This window comes from Protaetiibacter larvae, assembly GCF_008365275.1.
GTDB classification, from domain to species: domain Bacteria; phylum Actinomycetota; class Actinomycetes; order Actinomycetales; family Microbacteriaceae; genus Homoserinibacter; species Homoserinibacter larvae.
This window is the reverse complement of sequence record NZ_CP043504.1, coordinates 1,539,122-1,565,149: the sequence shown is the minus strand read 5'-3', so window position 1 is coordinate 1,565,149 and position 26,028 is coordinate 1,539,122. Positions and strand designations below refer to the sequence as shown.

General features: G+C 71.5%; 27 protein-coding genes. 12 read left to right on the top strand and 15 right to left on the bottom strand.

Annotation, left to right across the window (positions count from 1 at the left end):
- Window positions 1–226 precede the first annotated feature (226 nt).
- Window positions 227–835: a TetR/AcrR family transcriptional regulator gene (locus FLP23_RS07395; protein WP_246139929.1), complete on the top strand. Its 609-nt coding sequence runs from the start codon at window positions 227–229 to the stop codon at window positions 833–835.
- 26 nt (window positions 836–861) lie between these two features.
- On the opposite strand, the gene FLP23_RS07390 is transcribed toward FLP23_RS07395, so the two are convergent.
- From FLP23_RS07390 to FLP23_RS12580, 4 genes are all read right to left on the bottom strand, one after another.
- Window positions 862–1,884 carry an aldo/keto reductase gene (locus FLP23_RS07390; RefSeq protein ID WP_210413806.1) on the bottom strand — a complete coding sequence of 341 codons (1,023 nt, stop codon included), beginning with the start codon at window positions 1,882–1,884 and terminating at the stop codon, window positions 862–864.
- Window positions 1,885–2,107: 223 nt separating this feature from the next.
- Window positions 2,108–4,405 carry a polyribonucleotide nucleotidyltransferase gene (locus tag FLP23_RS07385; RefSeq protein WP_149325263.1) on the bottom strand — a complete coding sequence of 766 codons (2,298 nt, stop codon included), beginning with the start codon at window positions 4,403–4,405 and terminating at the stop codon, window positions 2,108–2,110.
- 246 nt (window positions 4,406–4,651) lie between these two features.
- Window positions 4,652–5,260, bottom strand: a complete 609-nt coding sequence (locus FLP23_RS07380; protein WP_149325262.1) for a hypothetical protein — start codon at window positions 5,258–5,260, stop codon at window positions 4,652–4,654.
- 25 nt (window positions 5,261–5,285) lie between these two features.
- Window positions 5,286–7,289 carry a glycosyltransferase gene (locus FLP23_RS12580; protein WP_149325261.1) on the bottom strand — a complete coding sequence of 668 codons (2,004 nt, stop codon included), beginning with the start codon at window positions 7,287–7,289 and terminating at the stop codon, window positions 5,286–5,288.
- Between the two features lie 163 nt (window positions 7,290–7,452).
- On the opposite strand from FLP23_RS12580, the gene FLP23_RS07370 reads away from it, so the two are divergent.
- Window positions 7,453–8,229, top strand: coding sequence for a DUF5302 family protein (locus tag FLP23_RS07370; RefSeq protein ID WP_149325260.1), 777 nt, complete (start codon window positions 7,453–7,455; stop codon window positions 8,227–8,229).
- Between the two features lie 103 nt (window positions 8,230–8,332).
- On the opposite strand, the gene FLP23_RS07365 is transcribed toward FLP23_RS07370, so the two are convergent.
- The gene (locus tag FLP23_RS07365) at window positions 8,333–8,977 is read right to left on the bottom strand and encodes an FMN reductase (RefSeq protein ID WP_149325259.1); all 645 of its coding nucleotides are present in this window, start codon (window positions 8,975–8,977) and stop codon (window positions 8,333–8,335) included.
- A gap of 2 nt (window positions 8,978–8,979) precedes the next feature.
- A complete protein-coding gene (locus tag FLP23_RS07360; protein ID WP_149326236.1) occupies window positions 8,980–10,170 on the bottom strand; it encodes an LLM class flavin-dependent oxidoreductase in 1,191 nt (396 codons plus the stop codon).
- Window positions 10,171–10,299: 129 nt separating this feature from the next.
- On the opposite strand from FLP23_RS07360, the gene trxA reads away from it, so the two are divergent.
- Window positions 10,300–10,680, top strand: a complete 381-nt coding sequence (gene trxA, locus FLP23_RS07355; RefSeq protein WP_149325258.1) for a thioredoxin — start codon at window positions 10,300–10,302, stop codon at window positions 10,678–10,680.
- 3 nt (window positions 10,681–10,683) lie between these two features.
- Here trxA and FLP23_RS07350 read toward each other — a convergent pair whose 3' ends face one another.
- Together FLP23_RS07350 and FLP23_RS07345 are read right to left on the bottom strand one after the other, a co-directional pair.
- Window positions 10,684–11,112 carry a hypothetical protein gene (locus FLP23_RS07350; protein WP_149325257.1) on the bottom strand — a complete coding sequence of 143 codons (429 nt, stop codon included), beginning with the start codon at window positions 11,110–11,112 and terminating at the stop codon, window positions 10,684–10,686.
- A gap of 20 nt (window positions 11,113–11,132) precedes the next feature.
- Window positions 11,133–13,412, bottom strand: coding sequence for a putative Ig domain-containing protein (locus FLP23_RS07345; protein ID WP_149325256.1), 2,280 nt, complete (start codon window positions 13,410–13,412; stop codon window positions 11,133–11,135).
- Between the two features lie 89 nt (window positions 13,413–13,501).
- Here FLP23_RS07345 and FLP23_RS07340 point away from each other — a divergent pair, with 89 nt between their 5' ends.
- The gene (locus FLP23_RS07340) at window positions 13,502–14,110 is read left to right on the top strand and encodes a TetR/AcrR family transcriptional regulator (RefSeq protein WP_168200403.1); all 609 of its coding nucleotides are present in this window, start codon (window positions 13,502–13,504) and stop codon (window positions 14,108–14,110) included.
- A gap of 313 nt (window positions 14,111–14,423) precedes the next feature.
- Here the strand turns inward: FLP23_RS07340 and rpsO are convergent, their stop codons facing one another.
- Both rpsO and FLP23_RS07330 read right to left on the bottom strand, forming a co-directional pair.
- Window positions 14,424–14,693 carry a 30S ribosomal protein S15 gene (gene rpsO, locus FLP23_RS07335; RefSeq protein ID WP_130489350.1) on the bottom strand — a complete coding sequence of 90 codons (270 nt, stop codon included), beginning with the start codon at window positions 14,691–14,693 and terminating at the stop codon, window positions 14,424–14,426.
- A gap of 114 nt (window positions 14,694–14,807) precedes the next feature.
- On the bottom strand, window positions 14,808–15,308 hold the full coding sequence (locus FLP23_RS07330) for a hypothetical protein (RefSeq protein WP_149325254.1): 501 nt from the start codon (window positions 15,306–15,308) through the stop codon (window positions 14,808–14,810).
- A 66-nt stretch (window positions 15,309–15,374) separates the two neighbouring features.
- Between FLP23_RS07330 and FLP23_RS07325 the strand changes: the two genes are divergently transcribed.
- The 3 genes from FLP23_RS07325 (at window position 15,375) to FLP23_RS07315 (ending at window position 18,083) form a co-directional block, all read left to right on the top strand.
- A complete protein-coding gene (locus FLP23_RS07325) occupies window positions 15,375–15,614 on the top strand; it encodes a DUF167 domain-containing protein (RefSeq protein WP_149325253.1) in 240 nt (79 codons plus the stop codon).
- 79 nt (window positions 15,615–15,693) lie between these two features.
- Window positions 15,694–16,893, top strand: coding sequence for a MarP family serine protease (locus tag FLP23_RS07320; RefSeq protein WP_149325252.1), 1,200 nt, complete (start codon window positions 15,694–15,696; stop codon window positions 16,891–16,893).
- A 146-nt stretch (window positions 16,894–17,039) separates the two neighbouring features.
- Window positions 17,040–18,083: a hypothetical protein gene (locus FLP23_RS07315; protein ID WP_149325251.1), complete on the top strand. Its 1,044-nt coding sequence runs from the start codon at window positions 17,040–17,042 to the stop codon at window positions 18,081–18,083.
- A gap of 21 nt (window positions 18,084–18,104) precedes the next feature.
- On the opposite strand, the gene FLP23_RS07310 is transcribed toward FLP23_RS07315, so the two are convergent.
- From FLP23_RS07310 to recO, 4 genes are read right to left on the bottom strand one after another with little or no spacing between them, the layout of a single operon-like run.
- The gene (locus FLP23_RS07310; RefSeq protein ID WP_149325250.1) at window positions 18,105–19,313 is read right to left on the bottom strand and encodes a PrsW family intramembrane metalloprotease; all 1,209 of its coding nucleotides are present in this window, start codon (window positions 19,311–19,313) and stop codon (window positions 18,105–18,107) included.
- Window positions 19,314–19,362: 49 nt separating this feature from the next.
- Window positions 19,363–20,148 (bottom strand): hypothetical protein, encoded by a 786-nt coding sequence (locus FLP23_RS07305; protein ID WP_149325249.1) that lies wholly within the window; start codon window positions 20,146–20,148, stop codon window positions 19,363–19,365.
- A gap of 40 nt (window positions 20,149–20,188) precedes the next feature.
- Window positions 20,189–20,992 (bottom strand): isoprenyl transferase, encoded by an 804-nt coding sequence (locus FLP23_RS07300; protein WP_149325248.1) that lies wholly within the window; start codon window positions 20,990–20,992, stop codon window positions 20,189–20,191.
- Complete coding sequence (gene recO, locus FLP23_RS07295) at window positions 20,989–21,720, bottom strand: DNA repair protein RecO (protein ID WP_149325247.1); 732 nt, start codon at window positions 21,718–21,720, stop codon at window positions 20,989–20,991. The genes FLP23_RS07300 and recO overlap by 4 nt, the downstream gene beginning before the upstream one ends.
- A 62-nt stretch (window positions 21,721–21,782) precedes the next feature.
- On the opposite strand from recO, the gene FLP23_RS07290 reads away from it, so the two are divergent.
- The 5 genes from FLP23_RS07290 (at window position 21,783) to FLP23_RS07270 (ending at window position 25,272) form a co-directional block, all read left to right on the top strand.
- A complete protein-coding gene (locus tag FLP23_RS07290) occupies window positions 21,783–22,328 on the top strand; it encodes a ribonuclease H family protein (protein ID WP_149325246.1) in 546 nt (181 codons plus the stop codon).
- 243 nt (window positions 22,329–22,571) lie between these two features.
- A complete protein-coding gene (locus FLP23_RS07285; RefSeq protein WP_149325245.1) occupies window positions 22,572–23,453 on the top strand; it encodes an RNA polymerase sigma-70 factor in 882 nt (293 codons plus the stop codon).
- 19 nt (window positions 23,454–23,472) lie between these two features.
- Complete coding sequence (locus FLP23_RS07280) at window positions 23,473–24,207, top strand: SDR family oxidoreductase (RefSeq protein ID WP_149325244.1); 735 nt, start codon at window positions 23,473–23,475, stop codon at window positions 24,205–24,207.
- Window positions 24,204–24,692 carry a DUF4345 family protein gene (locus FLP23_RS07275; RefSeq protein WP_149325243.1) on the top strand — a complete coding sequence of 163 codons (489 nt, stop codon included), beginning with the start codon at window positions 24,204–24,206 and terminating at the stop codon, window positions 24,690–24,692. The genes FLP23_RS07280 and FLP23_RS07275 overlap by 4 nt, the downstream gene beginning before the upstream one ends.
- Entirely contained in the window at window positions 24,595–25,272 is a 678-nt protein-coding gene (locus FLP23_RS07270) for a trimeric intracellular cation channel family protein (RefSeq protein WP_149325242.1), read from the top strand. Before FLP23_RS07275 ends, FLP23_RS07270 begins: the two co-directional genes overlap by 98 nt.
- A 22-nt stretch (window positions 25,273–25,294) precedes the next feature.
- On the opposite strand, the gene FLP23_RS07265 is transcribed toward FLP23_RS07270, so the two are convergent.
- Complete coding sequence (locus FLP23_RS07265) at window positions 25,295–25,933, bottom strand: TetR/AcrR family transcriptional regulator (RefSeq protein ID WP_149325241.1); 639 nt, start codon at window positions 25,931–25,933, stop codon at window positions 25,295–25,297.
- Window positions 25,934–26,028: the final 95 nt, after the last annotated feature.

Sequence of the window (26,028 nt, the reverse complement as noted above, 5' to 3'; positions counted from 1 at the left end):
AGGACAAACAGACAAGTCTGTCTGTCCTCATCGTGCTACCGTGAGCCAGCGGAACGCGAACGGACCCGAACCGATCGGCTCTTCCCAGCCGGGTACCCATCCCCGGGCCGCCTGACGGCGGTGGCTGTGCGGCGAGAACCCGAACTCGTACCCGCGCTGCGACCGCCTCCCCCCAGGCGGTCGCGGCATCTGCACCCGTGTCGACCACTCTCCGAAGGAGCCCGGATTGCCGATCGAGATCGTCAAGCCGCCGAAGCGTCACACCCTCGCGCCCGCGAAGCAGCGCATCATCGACACGGCCGACCGGCTCTTCTATGACGAGGGCATCCGCGCGGTCGGCATCGATCGCCTGATCTCGGCGTCGAGTGTCACCAAGGCGACCTTCTACAAGCACTACGGCTCGAAGGACCGCCTGATCGTCGAGTACATCGCCTACCGCCACCTGCAGGCCGCGGAGGAGATCGAGCAGCTCGCGCAGCGCAGCGACGAGCCGCTCGAACTGCTGCGTCTCGTCTTCGAGGCGCAGGCCAAGAAGGTCTCCACCCCGGGATTCCGTGGATGCCCGTTCCTCAACGCGGCCGCCGAGTTCACCGACCCCGCGCACCCCGTGCGTCGCGCCGTGCAGAACCACCGCGAGTGGTTCCACGAGCTCCTCGAGTCGCAGCTGCGCGCCATCGAGCACCCCATGCCCGGCGATGCGGCGGACGACCTGCTGCTCGCGAGCGACGGCGCCATGTCGGGCGGCTACGCGGGCGACTCGATCGCCGCGAGCGCGGCGCTTCTGCGCGCCTTCGACCAGGTGATCGCCGGCGCACGGCAGCCTGCCGCCGCCTGAGCCCGCGGTTCGATCGCGCCGCGAGCTCAGTCGCTCGCGCGGTCCAGCTCCGCCAGCTGGTGGCGGGTGAGCCTGATGTCGGGGCCCGACATCAGGTCGAAGAGCTCGTCGGCCGAGCGCGCCGAGACGACGGGCGCCACGACGCCGGGCTTGGTGAGCAGCCAGGCGAGGGCGATCGTCGCCACCGCGGCGTCATGGGCGGCCGACACCCGGTCGAGAGCGCCGAGCACCCGCCGACCGCGCCGGCCGAGGAGCCGCGCGAGGTAGCCGGGATCCGGCGAGCCCGGAAGGTCGGCGCGCGAGCGGTAGGCGCCGGTGAGGAATCCGCCCGCGAGCGGGAATCGCGGCATCACCGCGAGACCCTGCTGGGCAGTGATCCGGGCCAGGTCGCCCTCGTAGCCGTCCCGCCGCACGAGGCTGTACTCGTTCTGCAGCGCCGAGATGGGCGCCACCCCGAGCAGGCCGCAGGCGACACGCGCCTCCAGCAGGCGGTGGCCGGTGTGATCCGACATCCCGAAGGCCCGCACCTTGCCGGCGCGGATGAGCTCGTCGACCGCGAGCAGCGTCTCCTCGAACGGCACCTCGGGGTCATCCAGGTGCAGATAGAGCAGGTCGATGCGATCGGTCGCGAGACGGCGGAGCGACGCGTCGACCGCCGCCGCGATCGCCGGGGCGGAGAGACCCGGATGCGCCCGCGACTTGCCGACCTTGGTGGCCACCACGAACTCGTCGCGCAGACCCCGGCGCCCGATCCAGTCGCCGATGATCCGCTCGCTCTCGCCGTCCGCGTAGGAGTCGGCGGTGTCGACGAGGTTTCCGCCCAGCGAGGCGTAGGCGTCGAGGATCTCGACCGACACGGCCGGTGACACGCTCGATCCGAAGTGCTTGCCGCTCATGCCGAGCGGATGCACGCGCAGCCCGCTGCCGCCGATGGCGCGGCGCGGCGGGGGGAAGTGACCCACGATCGCGGCGGTCTCGCGCGTGGTCGGCGCGAGCGGCACCGCGCCCGAATGCAGCTCGACGACCGGCTGGTCGGTCCGCATCTCCATCGCCGCACCTCTCCTGAGTTGGCTGCGAGAGTAGCCCCGCGAGCCGCCCCGCGCCCGGAGCTCGACCGGATCGTTATGGATCGTCACCATTTCGTGATCCGCAGACGAGGAATGCCCGCCCCGCGCGAGCGGGACGGGCATCCGGGGGTCTCGATACGCCGCTCCGCGGCTACTCGACCAGCGAGGGTGAGGAGCTGCGCGGCTCCTCGACCAGCGAAGGAGGTCAGCCCTCGGCGGGAGCCTCCGGGCCCTCGGCCGCCGCCGCGGAGCCCTCGGTGTCGGCCGCCTCGGCCTCGTCGACCACCGGGGCGAGCGACAGCTTGCCGCGGTCGTCCATCTTGGTGATCTCGACCATGATCTTCTGGCCGACCGAGAGCACGTCCTCGACGTTCTCCACGCGCTTGCCGCCCGCGAGCTTGCGGACCTCGCTGATGTGCAGCAGGCCGTCCTTGCCGGGCAGCAGCGACACGAAGGCGCCGAACGCGGCGAGCTTCACGACGGTGCCGAGGAAGCGCTCACCGACCTCCGGGTTCACCGGGTTGCCGATCGCGAGCACCTGCGCGCGGGCCGCCTCGGCCGAGGGGCCGTCGACCGCGCCGATGTAGACGGTGCCGTCCTCCTCGATGGAGATCTCGGCGCCGGTCTCGTCCTGGATCGCGTTGATCGTCTTGCCCTTGGGGCCGATGAGCTCACCGATCTTGTCGACCGGGATGTTCACCGAGATCACGCGCGGAGCCGTCGGAGCCATCTCGTCCGGTCCGTCGATCGCCTGGTTGATGACCGCGAGGATCGCCGTGCGGGCGTCCTTGGCCTGCGACAGCGCGCCGGCGAGCACCTCCGAGGGGATGCCGTCGAGCTTGGTGTCGAGCTGGATCGCGGTCACGAACTCCGAGGTGCCGGCGACCTTGAAGTCCATGTCGCCGAGGGCGTCCTCGGCGCCGAGGATGTCGGTGAGCGCCGCGTAGCGGGTCTCGCCGTCGACCGTGTCGGACACGAGGCCCATCGCGATGCCCGCGACGGGGGCCTTGAGCGGCACGCCGGCATTGAGCAGCGACAGGGTCGAGGCGCACACGGAGCCCATCGAGGTGGATCCGTTGGAGCCGAGGGCCTCGGAGACCTGACGGATCGCGTAGGGGAACTCCTCGCGGCTCGGCAGCACCGGCACGAGGGCGCGCTCGGCGAGGAAGCCGTGCCCGATCTCGCGACGCTTCGGCGAACCCACGCGGCCGGTCTCACCGGTCGAGTAGGGCGGGAAGTTGTAGTGGTGCAGGTAGCGCTTCTTGGTGATCGGCGCGAGCGAGTCGATCTGCTGCTCCATCTTGAGCATGTTGAGCGTGGTGACCCCCAGGATCTGGGTCTCGCCGCGCTGGAAGATCGCCGAGCCGTGCACGCGCGGGATGACCTGCACCTCGGCGTCGAGCGCGCGGATGTCGGTGAGGCCGCGGCCGTCGATGCGCACACCGTCGGTGAGGATGCGACCGCGCACGATCTTCTTCGTGACCGACTTGTAGGCGGCCGACACCTGGCCGAGCACGGAAGCGTCCAGCTCGCCCGCGGCGACGCGGCCGGCGATGGCGTCCTTGACGCGCGCCTTGAGGGCGTCGTCGGCGTCCTGACGCTCGATCTTGTCGGCGATCTGGTAGATGCCGACGAGCTCGTCGTAGGCGAGGCCGGCGACCGCGTCGTAGGCCTCCTGCGTGTAGTCGAGGAAGATCGGGTACTCCTTGATCTCCTTCGCGGACTGCGCGGCGAGCTGCTCCTGAGCCTTCACGAGCTGCGCGATGAACGGCTTCGCGGCCTCGAGGCCCTGAGCCACGATCGCCTCGTTGGGCTTGACGGCGCCGCCCTGGATGAGCTCCCAGCTGTGCTCGGTGGCCTCGGCCTCGACCATCATGATCGCGACGTCCTCGGAGCCGTCCGCCTTCTTCACCACGCGGCCGGCGACCACGAGGTCGAACACCGCATCGGCGAGCTGCGAGAACTTCGGGAACGCGACCCACTGGCCCTCGTTGGTGCCCGGGGTGGGGATGAGCGCGAGGCGCACACCCGCGATCGGGCCGCTGAAGGGCAGGCCCGAGATCTGGGTGGAGGCGCTCGCCGCGTTGATCGCGAGGGCGTCGTAGAACTCGTCGGGCGCGATGCTCAGGACGGTGATGACCACCTGCACCTCGTTGCGGATGCCGTCCGCGAACGACGGGCGCAGCGGCCGGTCGATGAGGCGGCAGACGAGGATCGCCTCGGTGGAGGGGCGGCCCTCACGACGGAAGAACGAGCCGGGGATCTTGCCGGCGGCGTAGGAGCGCTCCTCGACATCCACGGTGAGGGGGAAGAAGTCGAAGCCGTCACGGGGCTGCTTCGACACGCTCGTCGCGGACAGCAGCATGGTGTCCTCGTCGAGGTAGGCGGCGACGGCGCCCTGCGCCTGCTGGGCGAGACGACCGGTCTCGAAACGGATGGTGCGGGTGCCGAACTTGCCGTTGTCCAGAACGGCTTCGGCGAACTTGATCTCGGGGCCTTCCACGAGGTCTTTCTCCTTGCTGCCGCGATACGCGCGGCACTTGCATCGGAGCAGGAGCGGGCAGGAAGGACGGCGGCGCGCGCAGTGTCGCGTGCCTGCCGTCTGGATCTGGTCAACAGTAGAAGCGCTCCGACTCGTGTTCGGAATGCCACCACCGGTGACCAGCTTCGTGCCGGCCTGCTCCGGGATGATCCGGTCGTGCGTGCGCACTCCCGGGCGGCCACCGGACTGGCGGCCGCATCCATGCTATCAGCCGGGCATGTCCCGGGCGAGGAGGTCGGAGCCCGAGCCGCAGGCGTGCCGCGCCTCGAGCACGTCCTCCATCGCGGGCACCCGCGCCTGGAAGTAGTACGCACCCCACGGCGCATCGCTCGGGTCGAGGAACGCGTCGAGCACCGGTTCGTCGACCGGCAGTCCGTGACCGCGCAGGCACGGCGCCATCCACCGCCGTCCGTAGTCGTACAGCAGCAAGCGGGTGGCCACGTCGTTGGTCCACAGCGCGCCCGCATAGAAGCCGGTGTCCTCGAGGACCTGGTAGTCGTCGAGGCATTCGTTGACGATCTCCGCGGCGGCGAGCGCATCCGGTTCCTCGCTCATGGTGCCGTCCTCGTCGAACGGCCGCACGGTCATCCGGCCGTCCTCGACGGCGATGCTCGCCATGATGAGCGACGGCGACTGCCGGGCGCAGACGTCGTACAGCACCCAGGCGATGTCTCCGGGAACCTCGTCGCGCGCCGCCTCCGCACGCTGGGGCGCCGCCTCGGCGCCGTGCGCGAGGAGGACGACGAGCGACGCCGACGCGACGGCGAGCACGACGCCTCCCCCGATGAGGGCGAGGGCGCGGTCGCGGCGGATCACCCCGCCATCCTCACACGAGCGGCACTCAGCGTTGCGGTACCCGCACGCCCGGTCGGGCCGCGGGCAGGATCGGCACGAGCTCGTCGTGCTTGGCCAGCAGCCCGTCGCCCGCGGTCCTGCCCCGGATGCGGCGGGCAGCCCAGGGGCGCACGTGCGTCCACAGCCACCGGGCGTGCGAGAGCGGCTCGTCGTCGGGCGAGAGCTCCTCGTCGTGCATCGCCGTCTCGAGGGCGCCGAGCTCGACGGCCCCCTCCAGGCCCAGCGCCTCGGCCGCCGCGTAGGACAGCATGCGGTGCCCGCGCGAGCTCAGGTGCACGCGGTCCCCCGCCCAGAGGCGCGGGTCGGCGAGGTCGATCGCCGCCGCCGGGTCGAGGAACATCGCCCCCGACTCGCGGGCACGCCGCCGCAACTCGCGCGCGAAGACGAGGGTGCGATCGTGCAGGGCCCGCAGGTATACGCGCGGCGGGGCGAACGGGGCGAGCACGAGCACCTCGGCGCCGGAGGACCGGAGTCGGTCGATGCCGTCGGCGAGCTGCTCGGCAAGCCGTGTGGTGGGTGCGCCGACGCGCACGAGATCGTTGGCGCCGATGAGCACCGTGACGAAGTCGGCGCCCAGCTCGATCGCCCGCGGCAGCTGCACGTCCACGACGTCCTGGACGCGCCTGCTGCGCACGGCGAGATTGCCGTAGTGCAACGGCGCCGTGCGCCCGTCGGCGTGGGCGAGCAGCAGGGCCAGTCGGTCGGTCCACCCGCGGTACACGCCGGGCGCCTGGCGCGAGGTGTCGCACAGCCCCTCGGTGAGGGAGTCGCCGAGGGCGGCGAACCGCCGGGGGCGCCAGGCGGGCGCGGGAGCCGTCGGCGGGCTCGGGCGTCGTTCGACGGCGACGGCGCGCGGGTCGGGGCGCGGGTCGGCGCGCACGGTGTGGAGCACCATCGCGGCCCGGTAGTGCCCCAGCAGTTCGTCGCACAAGGCCGACCAGCTGCGGCCTTCGACGGCGGCGCGGGCCGCCGTCGCGAAGGCGCGCCGCTTCGCGTTGTCGCCGGCGAGATCCGCGACACGGGATCGCAGCTCGGCGAGGTCGCCGGGCCGGTACAGCCACCCGGTGCGTCCGTTGTCGACGAGGTCGCGGGGGCCGCCGCGACCGGTCGCCACCACCGGCACCCCGCTCGCGAGCGCCTCCTGCACCGTCTGGCAGAAGGTCTCGCTCTCGCCCGGGTGCACGAAGAGGTCGAGACTCGCGACATCGTCGGCGAGCTCGTCGCCCGAACGGAAGCCGAGGAAGACGGCGTCCGGGAGCAGCGCCTCGAGCCGCGCACGATCCGGGCCGTCGCCGATCACCACGAGACGGACGCCCGGCAGCCCGGCGAGCGCGGCGAGATCCTCCACCTGCTTCTCGGGCGCGAGGCGGCCCACATAGCCGACGAGCACCTCGCCGTTCGGGGCGAGCTGGGCGCGCCGCACCTCGGAGCGCCGTGCGGGGTGGAAGCGCTCGGCATCCACCCCGCGCGCCCAGCGCCGCACCCGCGGCACGCCGAGGACGGCGAGGTCGTCGGAGGCGGAGGTCGAGGGAGCGAGGGTGAGCGTGGCACGACCGTGCAGGCGCGCGACATGACGGCCAAGCTCGGCCTCGGCGCCCGGTATCCCGTAGCGACGCGCGTAGGCGGGGATGTCGGTCTGATAGACGGCCACCGTCGGGATCCCGAGCCGCTCGGCGGCGCGCAGCGCCTGCCAGCCGAGCACGAAGGGCGACGCGAGATGCACGACATCCGGGGCGAAGTCGCGCAGGATCGCGGTCAGTCGCGCGGTGTGCGCGACCACAATCCGCACCTCGGGATACCCGGGCAGCGGGACGGAGCGCAGCAGGGCGAGTTCGGCCCCCTGCACCTCGGGGCGGGCACGACCGGCGCGCGGGGCGATGACGAGCGTCTGGTGGCCGGCGCGCTCCAGGTGACGGATCACCTGGAGCAGGGAATGCGTGACGCCGTTCATGTGCGGCAGGAACGACTCTGCGATCAGCGCGACTCTCACGCGCCCAGGATCGGGGTCGCCGACCCGCCGCCGCCGCCGGAACGCGGCTTCGTCGCCGAGGATTCACGCGTCCGTCGCATCCGGGTCACGCCCCGATCTCCGCAGGGTCATCCGGTCGCCTCCGGGACGTCTGCCGTTCACCCGTGGGCGGTACAAGGGACGGATGGACGCCGCCTGGCTCGACGCGGTCGCCGGCTCGCCCTGGCTGCTGCTCGTGCTGTTCGCGCTCGTGGTGGGCGACGCCTTCCTGGTGGTGCTGCCGAGCGAGACGCTCGTGGTGGCGCTCGGGGCGCTCGCCGCCTCGACCGGGCAGCCCTCGCTGTGGCTCGTCGTCCCGATCGCCGCGGCGGGGGCCGTGCTGGGCGACACGCTGTGCGTCGCGATCGGGCGCGGGGTCGGCACCGAACGCTGGGCGTGGCAGCGCCGCGGACGCATCGCGCGCGGGATCGTGCGAGCCAGAAGGCTGGTGCTGGGCCGGCCCGCGACCCTGGTGTTCACGGCTCGTTACATCCCGTTCGCGCGGATCGCCGTGAACCTGACGATCGGCGCGGTTCGGCTGCCGTGGCGGCGATTCCTTCCCCTCTCGGCACTCGCGGGCAGCGCCTGGGCCTGTTACAACGTGGCGATCGGCGCGCTCTTCGGCGCCCTGTTCGCCTCGACCCCGTGGCTCGCGATCGTGATCTCGATCCCGGTCGCGGTCGTCACGGGCATCGCGATCGACCTGCTCGTGGGCCGCCGCGCCGCCTATCATGGGGACATGAGTTCCGACGAGAAGCCCGGCGCCGCATCCGAGGACACCAAGCGCAAGTTCCGTGAGGCGCTCGAGCGCAAGAAGCAGCAGGCGCAGGATCGACCCGGCCACCTGGACGGCGACGGCTCGGTGCACGAGTCGCATGGCCGCGCCGAGCAGCGCCGCGAGTTCCGGCGCAAGTCCGGCTGACCCGCCCCGGGTGTCATGGCGCGGCTGGAGCCGCGCCCCGCGGGCGGGAGAAACGCCCCCGCCGCGCGGTCGTAGCTCCAGCCGCGCCATGAGTTCGCGGGGGCTACTCGCCGGCGAGACCCCCCAGCAGGTGCCCGAAGGATCGGCCCTCACCCAGGAAGGACGCCGGATCCCAAAGGTCCACGGCGGCTTTCCGCTCACGGCGGGCGACCGCGGCCGCGAACTCGCGACCGGCGCGGTCGATGCGGCTCGCGAGCTGCGCGGCGCCATCCTCCGTGCCGCCCCAGTCGCTGGATGCGGCGAACACGCCCGTCGAGATCGCCTCGGCGTGCAGGTAGGCGAACAGCGGACGGATCGCGTAGTCGATCGCGAGCGAGTGCCGCGCGGTTCCCGCGTTGGCGCCGATCAGCACCGGCATGCCGGTGAGGGCGTCCGGGTCGATCACGTCGATGAACGACTTGAACAGCCCCGAGTAGCTCGTGGAGAAGATCGGCGTCACGACGATGAGGCCGTCGGCACTCGTCACCGCGTCGATCATCGAGGCGAGCGCGGGGGGCGCGAAACCGGTGAGCAGGTTGTTGGTCACGTCGTGCGCGTAGTCGCGCAGCTCGAAGACGTCCACCTCGACGCTCTCCCCCGCCTCGACGAGGCCGCGGGTGGCGGCGTCGGCGAGACGGTCGGCGAGCAGGCGCGTCGTCGAGGGGTTCGACAGCCCCGCGGTGACGACGGCGATGCGACGTGCGGTCATGATCAGTTGCCCTTCGTGGCGGCGGGGCCGAAGGCCGAGCCGGTGGATGCGGTGGATGCGGTGGATGCGGTCGCGGTCGCCTCGCGCTCGAGGGTGCCGCCGGCGACCGGCAGCTCGCCGCGCGCGTTCGCGGCGACCCGCGCGGCATGCGTGGGCGCGTCGGGCACCTCGGCCGGGCGGTTCTGCGCGAGCTCCTTGCGGAGCTGTGGCACGACCTCGCCGCCGAGGATGTCGATCTGCTCGAGCACGGTCTTGAGCGGCAGGCCCGCGTGGTCGACGAGGAACAGCTGGCGCTGGTAGTCGCCGAAGTGGTCGCGCATGGCCGCGTAGCGGTCGATGACCTGCTGCGGGCTTCCCACGGTGAGCGGGGTCATCTCCGTGAACTCCTCGAGGCTCGGTCCGTGGCCGTACACGGGCGCGTTGTCGAAGTACGGGCGGAACTGCCGCACCGCGTCCTGCGAGTTGGCGTTCATGAACACCTGGCCGCCGAGCCCGACGATCGCCTGCGCCGCCGTGCCGTGGCCGTAGAACTCGAAGCGACGGCGGTAGTACTCGATGAGGCGCTGGTAGTGCTCCTTGGGCCAGAAGATGTTGTTCGCGAAGAAGCCGTCGCCGTAGTAGGCGGCCTGCTCGGCGATCTCGGGGCTGCGGATGGAGCCGTGCCAGACGAACGGCGGGGTGCCGTCGAGGGGCCGCGGGGTGGACTGGAAGCCCTGCAGGGGCATGCGGAACTCGCCCTGCCAGTCGACGAAGTCCTCGCGCCACAGCCGGTGCAGCAGGTTGTAGTTCTCGATCGCGAGCGGGATGCCCTGACGGATGTCCTGGCCGAACCACGGGTAGACGGGGCCGGTGTTGCCGCGCCCGAGCATGACGTCGACGCGGCCACCTGCCACGTGCTGGAGCATCGCGAAGTCCTCGGCGATCTTCACCGGGTCGTTGGTCGTGATGAGCGTGGTCGAGGTCGAGAGGATGAGGTTCTCGGTCTTGGCGGCGATGTAGGCGAGCGTCGTGGTGGGCGAGGAGGAGAAGAACGGCGGGTTGTGGTGCTCGCCGAGGGCGAAGACGTCGAGGCCCACCTCCTCGGCGTGCTGGGCGATCGTGAGCACATCCTGGATGCGCTCCGCCTCGCTCGGCGTGCGATGGGTGGTCGGGTCCTCGGTCACGTCGCTGACGGTGAAGAGGCCGAACTGCATCTGGCTCATGGTGGGTTCCGTTTCCTCGCGGCTTCTATGCATTTGCATTGATATCCCATGAAACCGGATGCCCGCCGAGAGTATTCCCGCGCGTCAGCGCGGTGCCGGCGGCTCCCGTAGCCTGGACGCATGGCGACCGTCGACCTCACCGAGCAGACCTTCGAATCCACCGTTCTCGAGGGCGACATCGTGCTCGTCGACTTCTGGGCGGCCTGGTGCGGACCGTGCCGCGCCTTCGGCCCCGTCTTCGACGCGGCGAGTGAGAAGCACACCGACATCACCTTCGCCAAAGTCGACACCGATGCGCAGCAGGCGCTCTCGGCCGCCCTCAACATCCGCTCCATCCCGACGCTCATGGCGTTCCGCGACGGCATCGGCGTGTTCGCGCAGGCCGGTGCGCTGCCCGGGCACGTGCTCGAAGACCTCATCGGCCAGATCCGCGCACTCGACATGGATGAGGTGCGCGCCCAGATCGCCCAGACGCAGGGCGAACTCGCCGAAGCCGAGTAGCCGCTACTTCAGCGCGCCCATCAGCAGCACGACACGGTAGCCCTCGCGCTTCTTCTCCACGCGCGCCGGGATACGCGCCTTCACGCCCTTGTCGTCGAGCCGACGCAGGGCCTCGTCGATGACCGACTCGAGACCGCGCGGGATGCTGCCCACCACCCCGCTCACCCGGCGGCCCGTGAAGAGCCGCACCTCGATCGGCGCATCCACCCGCTCCGCCTCGATCGAGCGCGGCGACATCGCGGTCTCCAGCTCGGTCGACCCGGATGCCGCGATCTCGCGCAACTCGTCCTGGTAGGGGTTCGAGTTCGCGAGCACCATGGTGACGCGCTTGCTCCTCGGCTGCAGGTTGTAGACGTAGTCGTCGAAGCTGCCGAAACCGCGGTCATCGCGGGGCAGGGTCGGGTCGACGCCACGCCGACGGAAAAGGGCCATGCGGCGATCCTAGAGCGGGTTCAGCGCGCCCCCGCGCGTCGGAGCCGCCATCCCCCGCGGCGCAGCAGCACGCCGCCGCCGATGAGCGCCGCCGCCATCGCGAGCAGGGCGACGGGTTCCGCACCGGTGCGAGCCAGACCGCCCACGATCGTCAGCTCCGCCCAATAGCTTCCGGTGGAGGTGCGCACCTCGATCCGGTGCAGCCCGGGCGGCAGCGAGCCCGGGATCGCCACGGTCGCCCGGATGCGGCCATCCGGGTCGCTCGTCACGCGGCTCAGGAGCACCGGGTCCGAATGCACCCAGATCGCGACCTCGGCATCCGCCGCGAAGCCCTCGCCGTGCACGTCCAGCCGGGCACCGGGCGCGATCGAACCCGTCGAGACGGTCACCGTCGGTCGCGTCACCACCAGGAGGACGTCGCGCACCACCCGTCCCGCCCGATTCTCCGCGGTCACGGTGAGGGCGAACTCGCCCGGCTCGACGGGGATGCCGACGAGTTCACTGTCGATGAGCTCCAGTCCCTCGGGAAGCTCCCCGGCCACCGTCACGTCCACCTGCTGGCCGCGCGCCGGGATGGCGAAGACGTAGGGCGCATCGACGACCGCGCGGGGCGGCTCGTCCGCATCGAGCGTCGGCGCATCCAGCACGAGCGGGAGGAGAACCGAGCCCGCGGCGACACCGTTCACGGTGATCGGGATCGAGCGGGTCTCGGCCGCCGGGCTCACGCCGTCGTAGCCCGCGGTGCCCTCGAGGGCGCCATCCGGGTGCAGTGTCAGCCCCGGGGGAAGCGTGGAGCCTGCGGCGACCGCGACCGCCCCTCCGTAGCGGGAGTCGATCCGTCCCGCGTACCCGCGGCCGTAGTGCAGCTGCGGGAGGGCGGTGTCCAGCACGGGCAGCACGGTGAGCTCGAGCGATCCGGGCACCGCGGCGCCCACCGTCTCCACCCGGTAGACGCCGGGCGCCAGGCGCGGGACCGCAAAGACGCGATCGACCGTGCCCTCGACGCTCGCCGTCACGCCCGTGAGCACCCGTTCGCCGCCGAGCGTCACGTCGAACCCGTCGCCCGCAGGCAACCCCGCCGCACCGAAGGCGAGCAGTTGATCCGGCGACGCCGCGACCTCCGAGACGGTGTATCCGGGGTCGCTCACGATGAGCTCGAGAACGCGCTCGACACGCGCTCCCGCATTCTCGACCACGGCCGTCACCTCGAAGCCGCCCGCCGCGGTGGGCGTGCCCGAGATCCGCCCCTCGGCGACGACCAGCCCGGGAGCGTCGCTGCCGCCCGTGAACACCACATCGTCGCCGAGGATGGACAGCGCGTGATCGTACGCGACGCCGCGCACCGCGCGCGGGAGCGTCACGTCGCCGAGCGCCGCGCTCTCGCCGATGTGCAGTTCGAGCGTCCGCGAGACGGAGTGCGCGGTTCCGCGAGAGGCCGTGACGACGACGCTGAAGGTGCCGGACTGCGTCGGCGTTCCCGTGATGCGGTCACCGGACACCGCGAGCCCGGCGGGCAGTCCGGACGCCGTCCAGTCGGCCCCGAAGGGGGCGGTGAGCAGCTGGTCGTACCCCAGACCCGTCCAGCCCGCGGCGAGCGAGTCGGTGCTGATCACCGGGGTGGATGACGCGACGTTGATCGTGAACGGCGCGTTGCTCGCGGTGACTCCGTCGACGGCGGCGCGGAAGGCGTAACTCGCGGAGGCCCCGGAGCCGGGCGCGTACTCCGGCATCCCGCTCACCACGCCGCTGGGTCCCATGGTGAGGCCGGGCGGCAATGCGCCGACCGCGGTCACGCCGCTGGCATACCCGTTGAAGCGCGCCTCGTAGGACGCCCCGACGGTGGCGGGCGGGATGGACGTCGAGGTCATCCGGGGCCGGGCGGTGATCGCGATGGTCCGGGTGAGCGTCACCGGGTTCTCGGCGTCGAACCCGTTGGTCGCGACGACACGGATGGTGATGGTGTGCACCCCGACCTGCTGCGGGATTCCGCGGAGCTGGTGGTTGTTCTGTCCGTCGAACGACATGCCGAGGGGCAGGGGCGCGACCGAGTCCCACGCGAGCTCCCACGCCGAACCGACCGGATCCGTGGTCGGCCCGCACGAGACGACGAGCTCCCACAGCCGGTTGGTGTCGCCGGCGTTTCCCTCGAGGGCGGTCGCCGGCGCTGTGATGGTGGGCGCCGTGGTGCCGTTGCCCAGGCAGACGACGTTGGCGTGGGCCGGCTCGCTCGGGATCACGATGCCGGCCACGGCGAGTGCCAGCACCGCGGCACCGGTCAGGAGGGTGCGCGCGAGGGCCATAGCCGAAGAATACATTCATGAATGCATGTAATTACGAGCCGGCGGCCCCCAGAAGGGGGGCCAGCGATGCGGCTGCTAGCCTGGCCCGCATGGCGGTGGTCGACTCGGACGCGCGAAGCAAGTTCGCCGTCCGCCGAGAGGCCACCCGGCGCGAACTGCTGCGGCTGGGAATCGAGCGGATCCGCGTCCACGGCTTCTCCGCGACGACCGTCGAAGACATCGTCAGCGGCAGCGATCTCACGCGCGGGGCGTTCTACTTCCACTTCGCCAACAAGGAGGAGTTCTTCCTCGAACTCCAACGCGAGCGGGCCCGCTACCGCGGCGAATGGTGGCTCATCGCCCGCGACCCCGAGGTGACCTCGCTCGAGGCGGCGTTCACCCGGATCTTCGCGTACTTCGAGGAAGTCGAGCCCGACGGCGGGGCGTGGGTGCTGCCGCTCGCCGACTACGAGCTCGCCATCCGCTCGTCACCGGAACGCCACGCCGGTGTCGCCGCCTTCTACCGCGGCTGGATCGACGAGCTCACCACCTTCGTGCAGGAACTCGCCCAGAAGGGCCTGGTGCGCACCGATCTGCCCGCGGACGCCGTCGCCACCGAGCTGTTCGCGGCCGCGGAGGGGTTCATCCTGCACCGCTACCTGTACGAGGCTCCCCCGACCGGGCTGATCGACGCGCTCACCCGGATCGCCGCGCCGTAGCGCCGCCCGCAACCGCGAGTTCGCGAGGGGCGGCCTCGCCCGTCGACGGCGCCATCGGGTCGGCGTCGACGTGCTCCGCGGCACGGCAGCAGACAGCGCACACCGCTGCCAGCAATCCGTGACGGCATTCGTCCATGCCCCGAGTGTGCGCCGGGTGGACCGGCACGAGCATCCCCCAACAGGGGTGCCCCTCAAGGGGGCGCGAACGCACGTTCGATCCTCACGGGCTCGCGGAGCCCCGCCCCGGGGGAACGACGAAGGCCGCCACCTTGCGGTGACGGCCTTCGAGGAAGAAGTTCGCGTTGTCGATCGCTTAGCGGCGAAGCCCGAGGCGCTCGATCAGCGAGCGGTAACGCTCGATGTCGACGTCCTGGAGGTAGCCGAGGAGACGGCGACGCTGTCCCACGAGCAGCAGGAGGCCACGACGCGAGTGGTGGTCGTGCTTGTGCTCCTTGAGGTGCTCGGTGAGGTCCTTGATCCGCTTGGTGAGGATGGCAACCTGCACCTCGGGGGATCCGGTGTCTCCGGGGGCGGTCGCGTACTCGTCGATGATCGCCTTCTTGGTCTCTGCATCCAGTGCCATAGAGGGGATCCCCTTTCTCTCGTTGCGCGGTGCCCATCGCCTGCTGCGAGGGCTCTCTTGATCCGCGGCCGTTGGACGGCAACCTGCCTACTCTAGCAGAGGCGGCGCACAGGCTCAGCGGAGCACGAGCAGCACGAGCACGGCCGCGAACGACATCGCGACGAGCATCACGAGACCACCGGCCACCACGATCCCGGTGACCGCCCAGCCGCGCCGGCGCAGGCGACCGTCGGCCGTGTTGCGCAGCCCGCGGATGCCGAAGCGGATCGCCGCCGCCGAGAGCACGCCGACCACGAGCAGCGTCACCCCCTGCAGGAACAGCGCCGCCTCGTTGAGGCGCGCCGCATCCGACACGAGGAACACCACCGCGAACGCCGCGCTGCCCACGATGCTGTTGGCGAGCATCGCCAGGCCGGCGAACTGCAGGCTCCGGGTGGCCGCCACATCGGCGGGGCGGCGACCCGGAGCCAGGATCACGACGCGCGCACCGCAGTGCGCGCAGAACGGCTCGTCGGCGGCGGATGCCCTCCCGCACCGACCGCACGCGATCCCCCGGCGCACGCGCTCCGTCGTCGTGCCGAACGGCAGACGGCTCGGGGAGGCGAGAACCGACATGACCCCCATTCTGGGGGTACGCGGGGCGCCACGGCAAGTGAGCGTCATTCGCGAGAGACTGGCCGGGTGCGGGAACTGCGGGTGCGGGTGAAGCCCGGGAGCGCGAAGGGTCCGCTCGTGGAGACGGCGCCCGACGGCCTGGGCGCCGAGCTGCTCGTCTACGTGCGCGAACGCGCCGTCGACGGCAAGGCGAACAGCGCCGTCGAGCGGGTGATCGCCGAGCACCTGGGCGTGCCGCCGTCTCGCGTCGAGATCGTCCGCGGGCACACGGCACGCGTCAAGCTCCTCCGCGTCGACGACGAGTAGTCGTATCCGGTGGCCTATTCGGGCGGGAAGGCCCCCGAACACGACGGCTGGATGCGGTCTCGTGAGCGAGACTGGAGGCATGATCGCAGCCCGGATCCTCGACGTGCTGCTCGTGCTGGTGCTGCTCGTGTACCTCGGCGAGGGATGGCGCAACGGCATCCTGCGCAGCCTCGCCGCGATCCTCGGCATCGCGGCGGGGGGCGTCGCCGCCTTCTTCGCCGTGCCGATCGCGGCCGCCGCCATCCCGGCGCCGGAGTGGCGCCTCACCGTGTCGATCGGGCTCGCGGTCGTGCTGCTGGTCGGAGGGCACCTCCTGGGGGTCACGATCGCGCGGACCGTGCGCGGACGGCGGAAGGACGATCCGAGACACGAACGCGAGCTGACCACCGCGGAGCGCCTCCTCGGCGCGATCGCGAACCTCGTGGCGGCCGCCCTCGTCGCCACCCTCGTCGCCGGGAGCGTCGCCCAACTGGGCGTCCCCGTGCTCTCGCAGGCGGTGCGGCGATCCGTCGTGATCGGCACGATCGAACGCCTCACGCCCGCGCCGATCGACGAGGGTCTCGCGCGCGTGCGGGCGGCGATCCTCGAGCAGGGCATCCCCACGATCGACGAGGCGCTCGGCGGCATCACCTCCGCCCCGAAGCCCCCGCAGGTCGACATCGCCGTGGATGCCCTGGCCGCCGCCGCCGGCTCCGTCGCCCGCATCAGCGGCACCGCGTTCGCCTGCGGCCAGAACCAGTCGGGCAGCGGCTTCGTCGTGGCGCCCGAACGCGTGCTCACCAACGCCCACGTCGTGGCCGGGGTCGACAACCCGATCGTGGAACTGCCCGACGGCGAGGTGCTCGACGGGCAGGTGGTGCTGTTCGACCCGGAGCTCGACATCGCCGTCATCGCCGTGCCGGGCCTGCACGCCGCTCCCCTGCCCCTCGCGGATGCCGCGATCGGCACGCCGGGCGTCGTCGACGGCTATCCGCACGGCGGACCGTTCACCTCCACCCCCGCCGAGGTGCTGGCCATCTCCACGGAGCGTGTCGACGACATCTACGGCGAGCAGGCGAACGCACGGGAGGTGGCGACGATCGCCGCGGACGTGCAGCCCGGCAACTCGGGCGGACCCCTCGTGAGCCTCGACGGGCACGTCGTCGGGCTCGTGTTCGCCCGCAATGCCGACCACGCGAACGTCGGCTACGCGACCACCCTGCCGCAGCTGGATCCCCTGCTCGCCGACGTCGCATCCCTGCGCACCCCGGTCACCCCCGGGCACTGCACGACAGGCTGACAACTCCGCCCAAAGGGTTGACGCGGCGCACGGGCCGGGTGCACCCTGGGTGAAGAACAACTCATCGCCCAGAAGAGCCGGAGTCATCGACCCGCCACTGGGCGATGAGTCTTTAAGTGAGACCTGTCATCGGGTTCAATGGCTCCATGCCTCCGACCCCCTCCCGCACCGCCTGGGACTTCAGCGCCCTGCTCGAGCCGATCAGCCGCACGCAGCTGCGCGACTGGCGCCGAGAGAGCCCCGAGCTGCGCGCCGCGATCGGTCCCTCGCCGTGGATCGCGCTCTGGGTCGTGCCGGTGTTGGCATTCCCCCTCGTCTTCCTGGGGATCGCGGTCTTCGCCGGCATCCTGACCGACAGCCCTGCGGGCCCGGCCATGGTCATCGCCATGTGCGCGTTCCTCCTCGTGGTGATCGGGTTCTGGGCAGCCGCGGTGGTGAGACGGACCCTCGGTCGAGCCGAGAGGGTGGCACGGTTGTCCCGGTTCGCCGCGGCCAACGGGTTGAACTTCTCGGCGCGCAACACCAACCCGCGCTACCCCGGGATGATCTTCGGGATCGGCGACGCCCGCACCGCGACCGACCACCTCATGCGACTGCAGGGCCGCTTCCTCGACCTCGGAACCTTCCAGTACACGACCCGCTCCCGCAAGAGCAGGACGACGCACCGCTGGGGCTTCCTCGCCCTCCAGCTGGATCGCAAGCTGCCGCACATGGTGCTCGACGCGCGCAGCAACGACCTCTTCGGCACGAGCAATCTGCCGCTCACCTTCGACCGCGACCAGGTGCTGTCGCTCGAGGGCGACTTCGAGGAGCACTTCACCCTGTACTGCCCGCCCGAGTACGAGCGCGACGCCCTCTACGTGTTCACCCCCGACCTGATGGCGCTGCTCATCGACGAGGCCGGCGCGTTCGACGTCGAGATCGTCGACGAGTGGCTGTTCGTCTACTCGACGAGCCCGCTGCCGTTGCACGAGCCGGCCACCATGCAGCGGATGCTGCGCATCGTCGACACGGTCGGCGCGAAGACGGTCGACCAGACCGCGCGCTACGTCGACGAGCGCATCGGCGACGCGCGGGTGAATCTCGTGGCGCCGCAGGGCGAACGGCTGAAGGTGTCGATCCCGTGGGCGCGCGCCGTGCTCGGGCTCGTCATCGTGGGCGGGATCGCCCTGTACCTCTTCCTGCGCTGAGCAATGAGCGTCAGCCGGCGGTCAGGCGGCGGGCCGGCTCGGCGCCTGCACGGCCTGACGCGAAGCGGTGAACGCCGCGAGCAGCTCCTGCTCGTCGCGCTGCGCGCCGATCCGGTCCCGTCCGGTCACGATGCGCTGGCGCGTGAACGCCAACCGGGTCGCATCCCGGATGTAGCGCGACATCGCCGGACCCACCCCGTTCGCGCGCGCCCAGCCGCGCGCCTGACGGCGTCCCGCGGGAGTGCCGAGCGCGGCCACCTCCCCCGGGCTCAGCCATCCGGCGGCCGCGTACTCGCCGAGCCGCTGAGCGGTGAGCTTCGCCTCCTGGGCGCGCAACCGCACCACGAGCACGATCGCCCCCGCGAACAACGGCACCTGCACGACCAGATACACGAGGAACCAGCCGCCGAGCCCGAGCAGCGCGGTCGCATTCCAGACCGCGTGCAGCAGCATCGCGGGGATCAGGCCCACGAAGAAGCCGCCGATGCCGCCCGCGACGCCCCGCCGCCCCCACAAGCCGATCAGGAAACCGGTCGCCGAGGTGAACATGACGTGCGCGAACGGCGACATGATCCCCCGGATGAACACGGTGAGGGCGGCATCCGTGGAGATGAGCCCCGAATAGGCCACGCTCTGGGCGAAGTAGAGGATGTTCTCGGTGAAGGCGAACCCGCCCGCGACCACCGCCGCGTACACGATGCCGTCGACGGGGCCATCGAAGGAACGGCGTGCCGCGAGGAAGATCAGCAGCACCCCGAGCCCCTTCGCGGACTCCTCGACGACCGGCGCCTGCAGCACGCCGCCCAGCACCTCGCCCGCCGAGGCGTCGACGCCCGACACGTACACCGCGAGCTGCACCCCCACGTCGACGAGCAGGGCGAGCGCCACCGACATCCCGGCCCCCCACAGGAAGCCGAACACCAGCAGACCGCGCGGCTCCGGCTCCCAGCGGTCGATCCAGCGCACCCCGAACAGCACGATCGCCAGCGGGATGAGCGCGAGCAGCCCGCTCAGCACGAGCAGGCTCGGACCGAGCGCGATGAGCAGGTAGGCGACCACCGCGAGCACCGCGAGCCCCACGACGATGAAGCCGGCGATCGCCCACCCGAGCAGGCCACGCCGCGCCGGCGCGGCCGCGGCGAGCACCGGCTGCGGTGGGGTCAGCGTCTGCGCACGCACCTCGGCGGGCGCGGAGGCGGGCAACGGGTTCGAGGCGAGCGCGTCGGGCATGCCGACACCCTACCCAGCACCGCGCTCGAAGCGCGGGCCGCGGCGCCGGCTACTTCTGCTGCTCCCGCAGGATGGCGAGCGCCCGGGTGACCCGGTCGCGCAGGCCCGGGGTGTTCCTGCGCTGCGGGATGCGCGCCCGCTCGAGCAGCGCCACCACCTCGGCGCGCTGCGCCTCCCGCACGGCGTCGACCGCCGCGTCGCGGACCACCGACGCCCGCACCGCCACGATGAAGGCGGCGACGCTCAACGCGCCCGCGATGATGGTGCCGACCGCGAACCCGGGCAGCCCCTCCGCGAAGGCCCCGATCGCCGACGGCACGGCGATGCCCAGCACCACGAGCAGCGCCACCAGCCGGAGGGTCGAGCCCGCCGCCGAGCGGCGCACCCGCAGCCGGTCGGCCTCCGCGAGCCGCGCGTCGAACGCCGCCAGCTCGTCCTGGTCGAGCTGCAGGATGGACCGGTCCCGCAGGTCGCGCCGGATGCGGGCGTAGGTGGGACGGTCGCGGCGCACCACCGCGAGCACGGCCACGGTGCCGATCGCGAAGGCCACGAGCGCGGTCACCACGAGCGACAGGAACGCCACCCACGGACGGTCGAACTCGAACAGCGACCGGGCGGCCGCATCCACGCCGAAGGTCACCAGCACGGCCGAGATCGCGGTGACCGCGATCGTCCAGGTGAGCTCGCGCACGCTGTTGCGCGTGATGATCTCGGGGTCGTCGGTGTCGCGGACGCGGCGGGCGTCGACGAAGCCGGTGGTGGCATCCCCCACCTGGAGGGCGACGATCGCCGTCTGCAGGAGCAGCGCGACCAGGAGCAGCCCGACGAGATCCACGATGCGACCCTAGCCCAGTGCGCTCAGCAGCCCGATCGCCTCACGCGCTCGGTGCGTCGACCGCGCCGCCGAAGCGGCGGGTGCGCCGGGCGTACAGCTCGATCGCGTGCCACAGCTCGGCACGCGTGAAGTCGGGCCAGAGGGTGTCGAGGAACACCATCTCGGCGTATGCGCTCTGCCACAGCAGGAAGTTGCTCGTGCGCTGCTCGCCCGAGCTGCGCACGAAGAGGTCGACGTCGGGAAGGTCGGGCGTGTAGAGGTGGCGCTGGATGGTCTTCTCGCTGATGCGGTCGGGGTCGAGTCGCCCCGCGGCGACCTCCCGCGCGATGCCCCGCACGGCATCCTGCAACTCGGTGCGCCCGCCGTAGTTGACGCACATCGTGAGGGTCAGCGTGGAGTTGTGGGCGGTGAGGCGCTCGGCGAACTGCAGCTCCTCGATGACCGAGCGCCACAGTCGGGGCTTGCGCCCCGCCCAGCGCACCCGCACCCCCCACTCGTTGAGCTGGTCGCGGCGACGGTGCAGCACGTCACGGTTGAAACCCATGAGGAAGCGCACCTCGTCGGGGCTGCGCTTCCAGTTCTCGGTCGAGAAGGCGTACACCGAGAGATGCTTCACCCCGATCTGGATGGCGCCGGCCACGACATCCAGCAGCGACGCCTCCCCCGCCTTGTGCCCCTCGATGCGCGTGAGCCCTTTGCGGTTGGCCCAGCGACCGTTGCCGTCCATGACGATCGCCACATGCTCGGGCACCGCGGATGCCGGGAACGCCGGCGGGTGGACGCCCGTCCAGTCGAGCGGCACGAAGTCGACGGCGTCGCGGTGCGTCTTCTCGACCGGGCTCACGCGCTCGTCCGGTCGACGTGCTCGAGCGAGCGCAGGCTGCGCTCGAGGTGGAACTGGGTGTAGGCGGCGGTCACCCCGGACGCCTGGGCGCGGGTGCGCTCGTCGGCGGCATCCGCGGTCGCCCAGTCGCCCGCGAGAAGGGCGGCGAGCAGTTCGAGGGTGGCGGGGTCGAGGCGCGGGGAGCCGGGAGGCGCCGCCGCATCCGACACGACCCCGCCGAGCTGCACGACGAACGCGCTGTGCGGACCCGGCTCGCCCGTGACGGCGCAGTCGACGAAGCTCGGCGCCCATCCCGCGATCGAGAGGGCGCGCAGCAGGTAGGAGTCGAGGGTGAGACCCGCGGGATGCTCGGCACGACTCAGCGAGCGCAGCGCCCCCACGAGCAGCAGGTAGTGCTGCAGACCCGCCTCGTGCTCGGTGAGGCGGTCGGCGGTCTCGACCATCGCGGTCGCCGCGGTGTAGCGGGCGTAGTCGCCCACGATGTCGCCGCCGTAGGGGCCGAGCGTCTCGGCCTGCTGCACGATGTCGAGGCTGCGGCCGATATAGCACTGCACATCGACCACCATGAAGGGCTCCAGCCGCGCCCCGAAGCGCGAGCCGGTGCGGCGCACCCCCTTCGCGACGGCGCGGATCTTGCCGTGCTGCCTGCTCAGCATCGTCACGATGCGGTCGGCCTCACCCAGCTTGTGGGTGCGCAGCACAACGGCTTCGTCACGAAAGGTCGGCACGATGACCATTCTCCCCCGCGACACCGTCATCCGCGGGGATGCGCGAGCCGTAGCCTGTCGTGGTGAGCACCACGGATCGCTACATCGTCGCCACCGACGGCGCCTGCAAAGGCAACCCGGGCCCCGCCGGCTGGGCGTGGGTCGGCGAGGACGGCCACTGGGCGGCAGGATCCATCCCCGAGGGCACCAACAACATCGGCGAACTGCTGGGGCTGCTGCACGCCATCGACGACCACCGGGACGTGGCGAACCTCGTGGTGCAGGCCGACTCGAAGTACGCGATCGACACCTACACGAAGTGGATGGACGGCCACCGCGCCCGCGGCTGGAAGACGGCGGCCAAGCAGCCCGTGAAGAACCGCGACATCCTCGAGCAGCTCATCGCCGCCCGCGACGCGCGGCGCGCGGCGGGGCTCCCGGATGTGGTGCTCGAGCACGTGCGCGGGCACTCCGGTCACCGCCTCAACTCCTGGGCCGACGAGCGCGCGGTGCGAGCCTCCCAGCACGCCGCGAAGGGCGTCGCCTCCGCCTGGTCGTCGCTTGGCGCGCAGGAGCGCATCGACGTCTCGGTCGCGCCCCCCGCGAGCGCCGAGGACCGCTTCCGCTGACCCGCTCCCGCATCCCGCACCTTTCGCAACTCAGGAGAATCGGGACAGCTGCCAGATGCGCGCGACCGCGGCCCAGTATTCTCCTGAGTTGCGGAATGCGCGGTGCTGCTAGCGGTGCCGCGCTTCGGCATCCGCGGGTCGGCGTCGGAAAAGCAGGCTCGATCGCATCCCGACGACGCCCCACGCGCGCTCCTGCACACTTCAGCCTGCTTTTCCGACGCAACCCGGTGCCAGGATGGTCGGGTGACGTCGGACGCGCACCTCGCCACCTTCGAGAAGGTACGGCCGCGCCTGTTCGGCATCGCGTACCGCATGCTGGGCACGGTCGCCGAGGCCGAGGACCTCGTGCAGGAGGCCTGGCTGCGCTGGCAGCGCGCCGACCGGGACGCCGTCCGCGAGCCCGCCGCGTTCCTCGCCACCACCGTCACCCGGCTCGCCCTCACCGAGCTCGACTCGGCCCGCGCACGCCGCGAGAGCTACGTCGGCCCGTGGCTCCCGGAGCCCGTCGACACCGCCGCGGACCCCGCGCTCGGCGCCGAACGCGCCGAGGCGCTGTCGTTCGCGGTGCTGACCCTGCTCGAGCGCCTCACCCCCGCCGAACGCGCCGCCTACGTGCTGCACGAGGCCTTCGACTACCCCTACCGGCGGATCGCCGAGGTGCTCGAGACGAGCGAGGCGAACGCCCGGCAGCTCGCGAGCCGCGCCCGCGGCCACCTCACGACGGCGCGCACCGCGGAGGTCTCCCCCGCCGAGCGCGAGCGGCTGCTGACCGCGTTCATCGCCGCCGCCCAGCGCGGCGACCTCGACGCCCTCGAGGCGGTGCTCACCGAGGACGTCGTCGCCCTCTCCGACGGCGGCGGGTTCGTGCTCGCCGCGCGCAAACCCGTGGTCGGGCGAGACCGCGTCGGCCGGTTCCTGCTGGGCGTGCTCGAGAAGTTCGCCTACGACCTCGACAACGTGCCGGCGCAGTACAACGGCGGCCTCGCCTTCGTGGGACTGCGCGAGGGCGCACCCGCCGCGGTCTGGACGGTCGACATCGGCCCCGACGGCATCCGCGGCTTCTACAACGTCATGAATCCGGCAAAGCTGTCACGAATCGAGGCGCCGTCCGGTCTGAGCAGGTGAGTTCCCCGAAAGGACACCCATGACCACCCTCGTCACCGGCGGCACCGGCCGCCTCGGCCGCCACGCCGTCGACGCCCTCCGCGCCCACGGTCACGCGGTGCGCATCCTCAGCCGTCGCCCCGGCACCGACCACGTCGTCGCCGACCTCGACACGGGCGACGGCCTCGCCGCCGCGCTCGCCGGGGTCGACACCGTGCTGCACCTCGCCACCTCGCGCTCGAAGGACATCGGGCAGACCCGCCGACTTCTGGATGCGCTCGCCGGAACCGGCGCGCACCTCGTGTTCATCTCGATCGTCGGCGTCGACCGCATCCCCTTCGGCTACTACCGCGACAAGGTTGCGAGCGAGCAGGCGATCGCCGCGTCCGGCGTGCCGTACACGATCATCCGGGTCGCCCAGTTCCACGGTTTCGTCTCGGAGTTCCTGGATGCCGAACGCCGGCTCCCGGTGACGCTCGTGCTGCCGATCTCGGCGCAGACGATCCACCTGCCCGAGGTGGCGGAGCGGCTCGTCGAGCTCGCCGAGGCGGGGCCGCAGGGCCGGGTGGCCGACCTCGGCGGGCCCGAGCAGTTGACACTTCGCGCGTACGCCCAGCAATGGCAGGAGGCGCACGGCATCCGCCGACCGATCTGGACCCTGCACCTGCCGGGGAAGCTCATGAAGGAGTTCCGCTCCGGCGCGCACATGCCGGGACTGCCCGGCGCAGGGCACGTCACCTTCCGCGACTACCTCGCCGAGGAGGTGACCCGATGACCGCCGTCACCCGGATCGCGCTCGGCATCCTCGCGGCCGTCGAGCTCGTGATCGGCGCCTGGAACCAGTTCTGGCCCGAGAGCTTCTACACCGACTTCCCGACGGTCGAGCTCACCCCGCCGTTCGCTGAACACTATGCGCGCGACTTCGGCGGGGCGACCCTCGCGATCGCCGCCGTGCTGATCGCCGCGATCATCGTCCCCCGCCCGGCGCTCGTGATCACCGCGGGGGTCGCGTACACCGTGTTCGCCGTGCCGCACTTCGTGTTCCACGCCGCGCACCTCGAGCACGCGAGCGCAGCGGATGTCACGTTCCTGCTGCTGGGAAACGGGCTCGCCGCGCTGCTGGGTCTCATCGTGATCGTGCTCGGCGTGCTACGAATGGGGCGTGACCGACGACGTCTTCACGACCCCGCTGTGGATCGACCTGCTGGCGGTCGGGATCGGCAGCGTGCAGGGGGCGGCGTTCGCGGCCCAGTTCCGTGACCGGCGCCTCGACCTGCTCGGGGTCGCGATCATCGGCATCGCGACCGGCTTCGGCGGCGGTCTCATCCGCGACCTGCTGCTGAATCAGGTGCCGCTCGCCCTGCAGAGCAACTGGTATCTGCCGGTCGCGACCGTCGCGGCGCTCGGCGGGATGCTGCTGCAGCGCCTCGTGCACCGGCTCGGGGTGACGATCAACGTGCTCGACGCGGTGACGATCGGCCTGTTCGGTGCGATCGGCACCACGAAGGCGCTCGCGCTCGGCCTTCCTCCGGTGCCCGCGATCTTCGTCGGCTCGATCTCGGCGGTCGGCGGCTCGGTGCTGCGCGACCTGCTGCTGAACCTGCCGATCGCGATCATGCAGGTGGGGTCGCTCTACGCCGTCGCCACGATCGTGGGCACCTCGGCGCTCGTCGTGCTCGACGCGTTCGGGGTGGATGTGCTGGTCGCCGGGATCGTGTGCGTCGTGGTCACCTTCGGGGTGCGCGTGCTCGCCGTCGCCTTCCATTGGACACTCCCCGAGCAACGCCACCTTCCGACGGGCGCCATCCGCATCATCCGCCGCCCCAAGTCGCGCCCATAGCGCCCGGGCGCACCCGCGGAGCTCAGCCGCGCGGACGGATCGTCTCGGCGAGCGAGCGGCGCAGCCAGGCGAGGTAGCGCTCGTCGTCGAATCCGGCCCGGTGCACGAGACGCTCGTAGGTCTCCGGCATGACGAGAACCCAGACGGATGCCACGAGCTCGTCCCGGGGCAGGTCGGTGCGCGCCCAGCCCCGATCGATGCAGATCCCCACGAGCTGGTCGATCTCCTCGCGCGCGAGGGCGAGACGCGCGGTGAGCGCGCGATCGAGCTCGGGATCGCCGGCGGCGGCACTCGCGAGCGCGGCGTACGCGCCGAAGCTGAGCTTGTTGATCTCGAGGCTGACCCGCACCGCGTGATCGAGGTACGACTCCGGATCCGTCTGGGCGAGGTAGCCCTGGCCGAGCTCGCTCTCGATGAACGGCTGGACTTCGTGGTCGTAGCTGACGCACTCGACCGCCGCGAGCACGAGGGCCGACTTGGGGCCGTGCGCGCGGACGGTCTCGACCGACACCTTCGCCTCCGCGGCGATCTCGGCGAGCGTCGTGCGCTCGTACCCGTTCTGGCCGAACCGCACGACCGCCGCCTCCACGATGCGCTGGCGCGTCTGGGCAGCCTGCTGCTCGCGGAGCTCGGAGCTGTATCGGCGGGTGTCGGTCGGCATGCGTCTCCCGGGTATTGACTTGGTTCGAATGGTAGTGAATACTCAACGACCGTATTCACCTGTCCATCATACCATCCACCATCGAAAGAGCACCC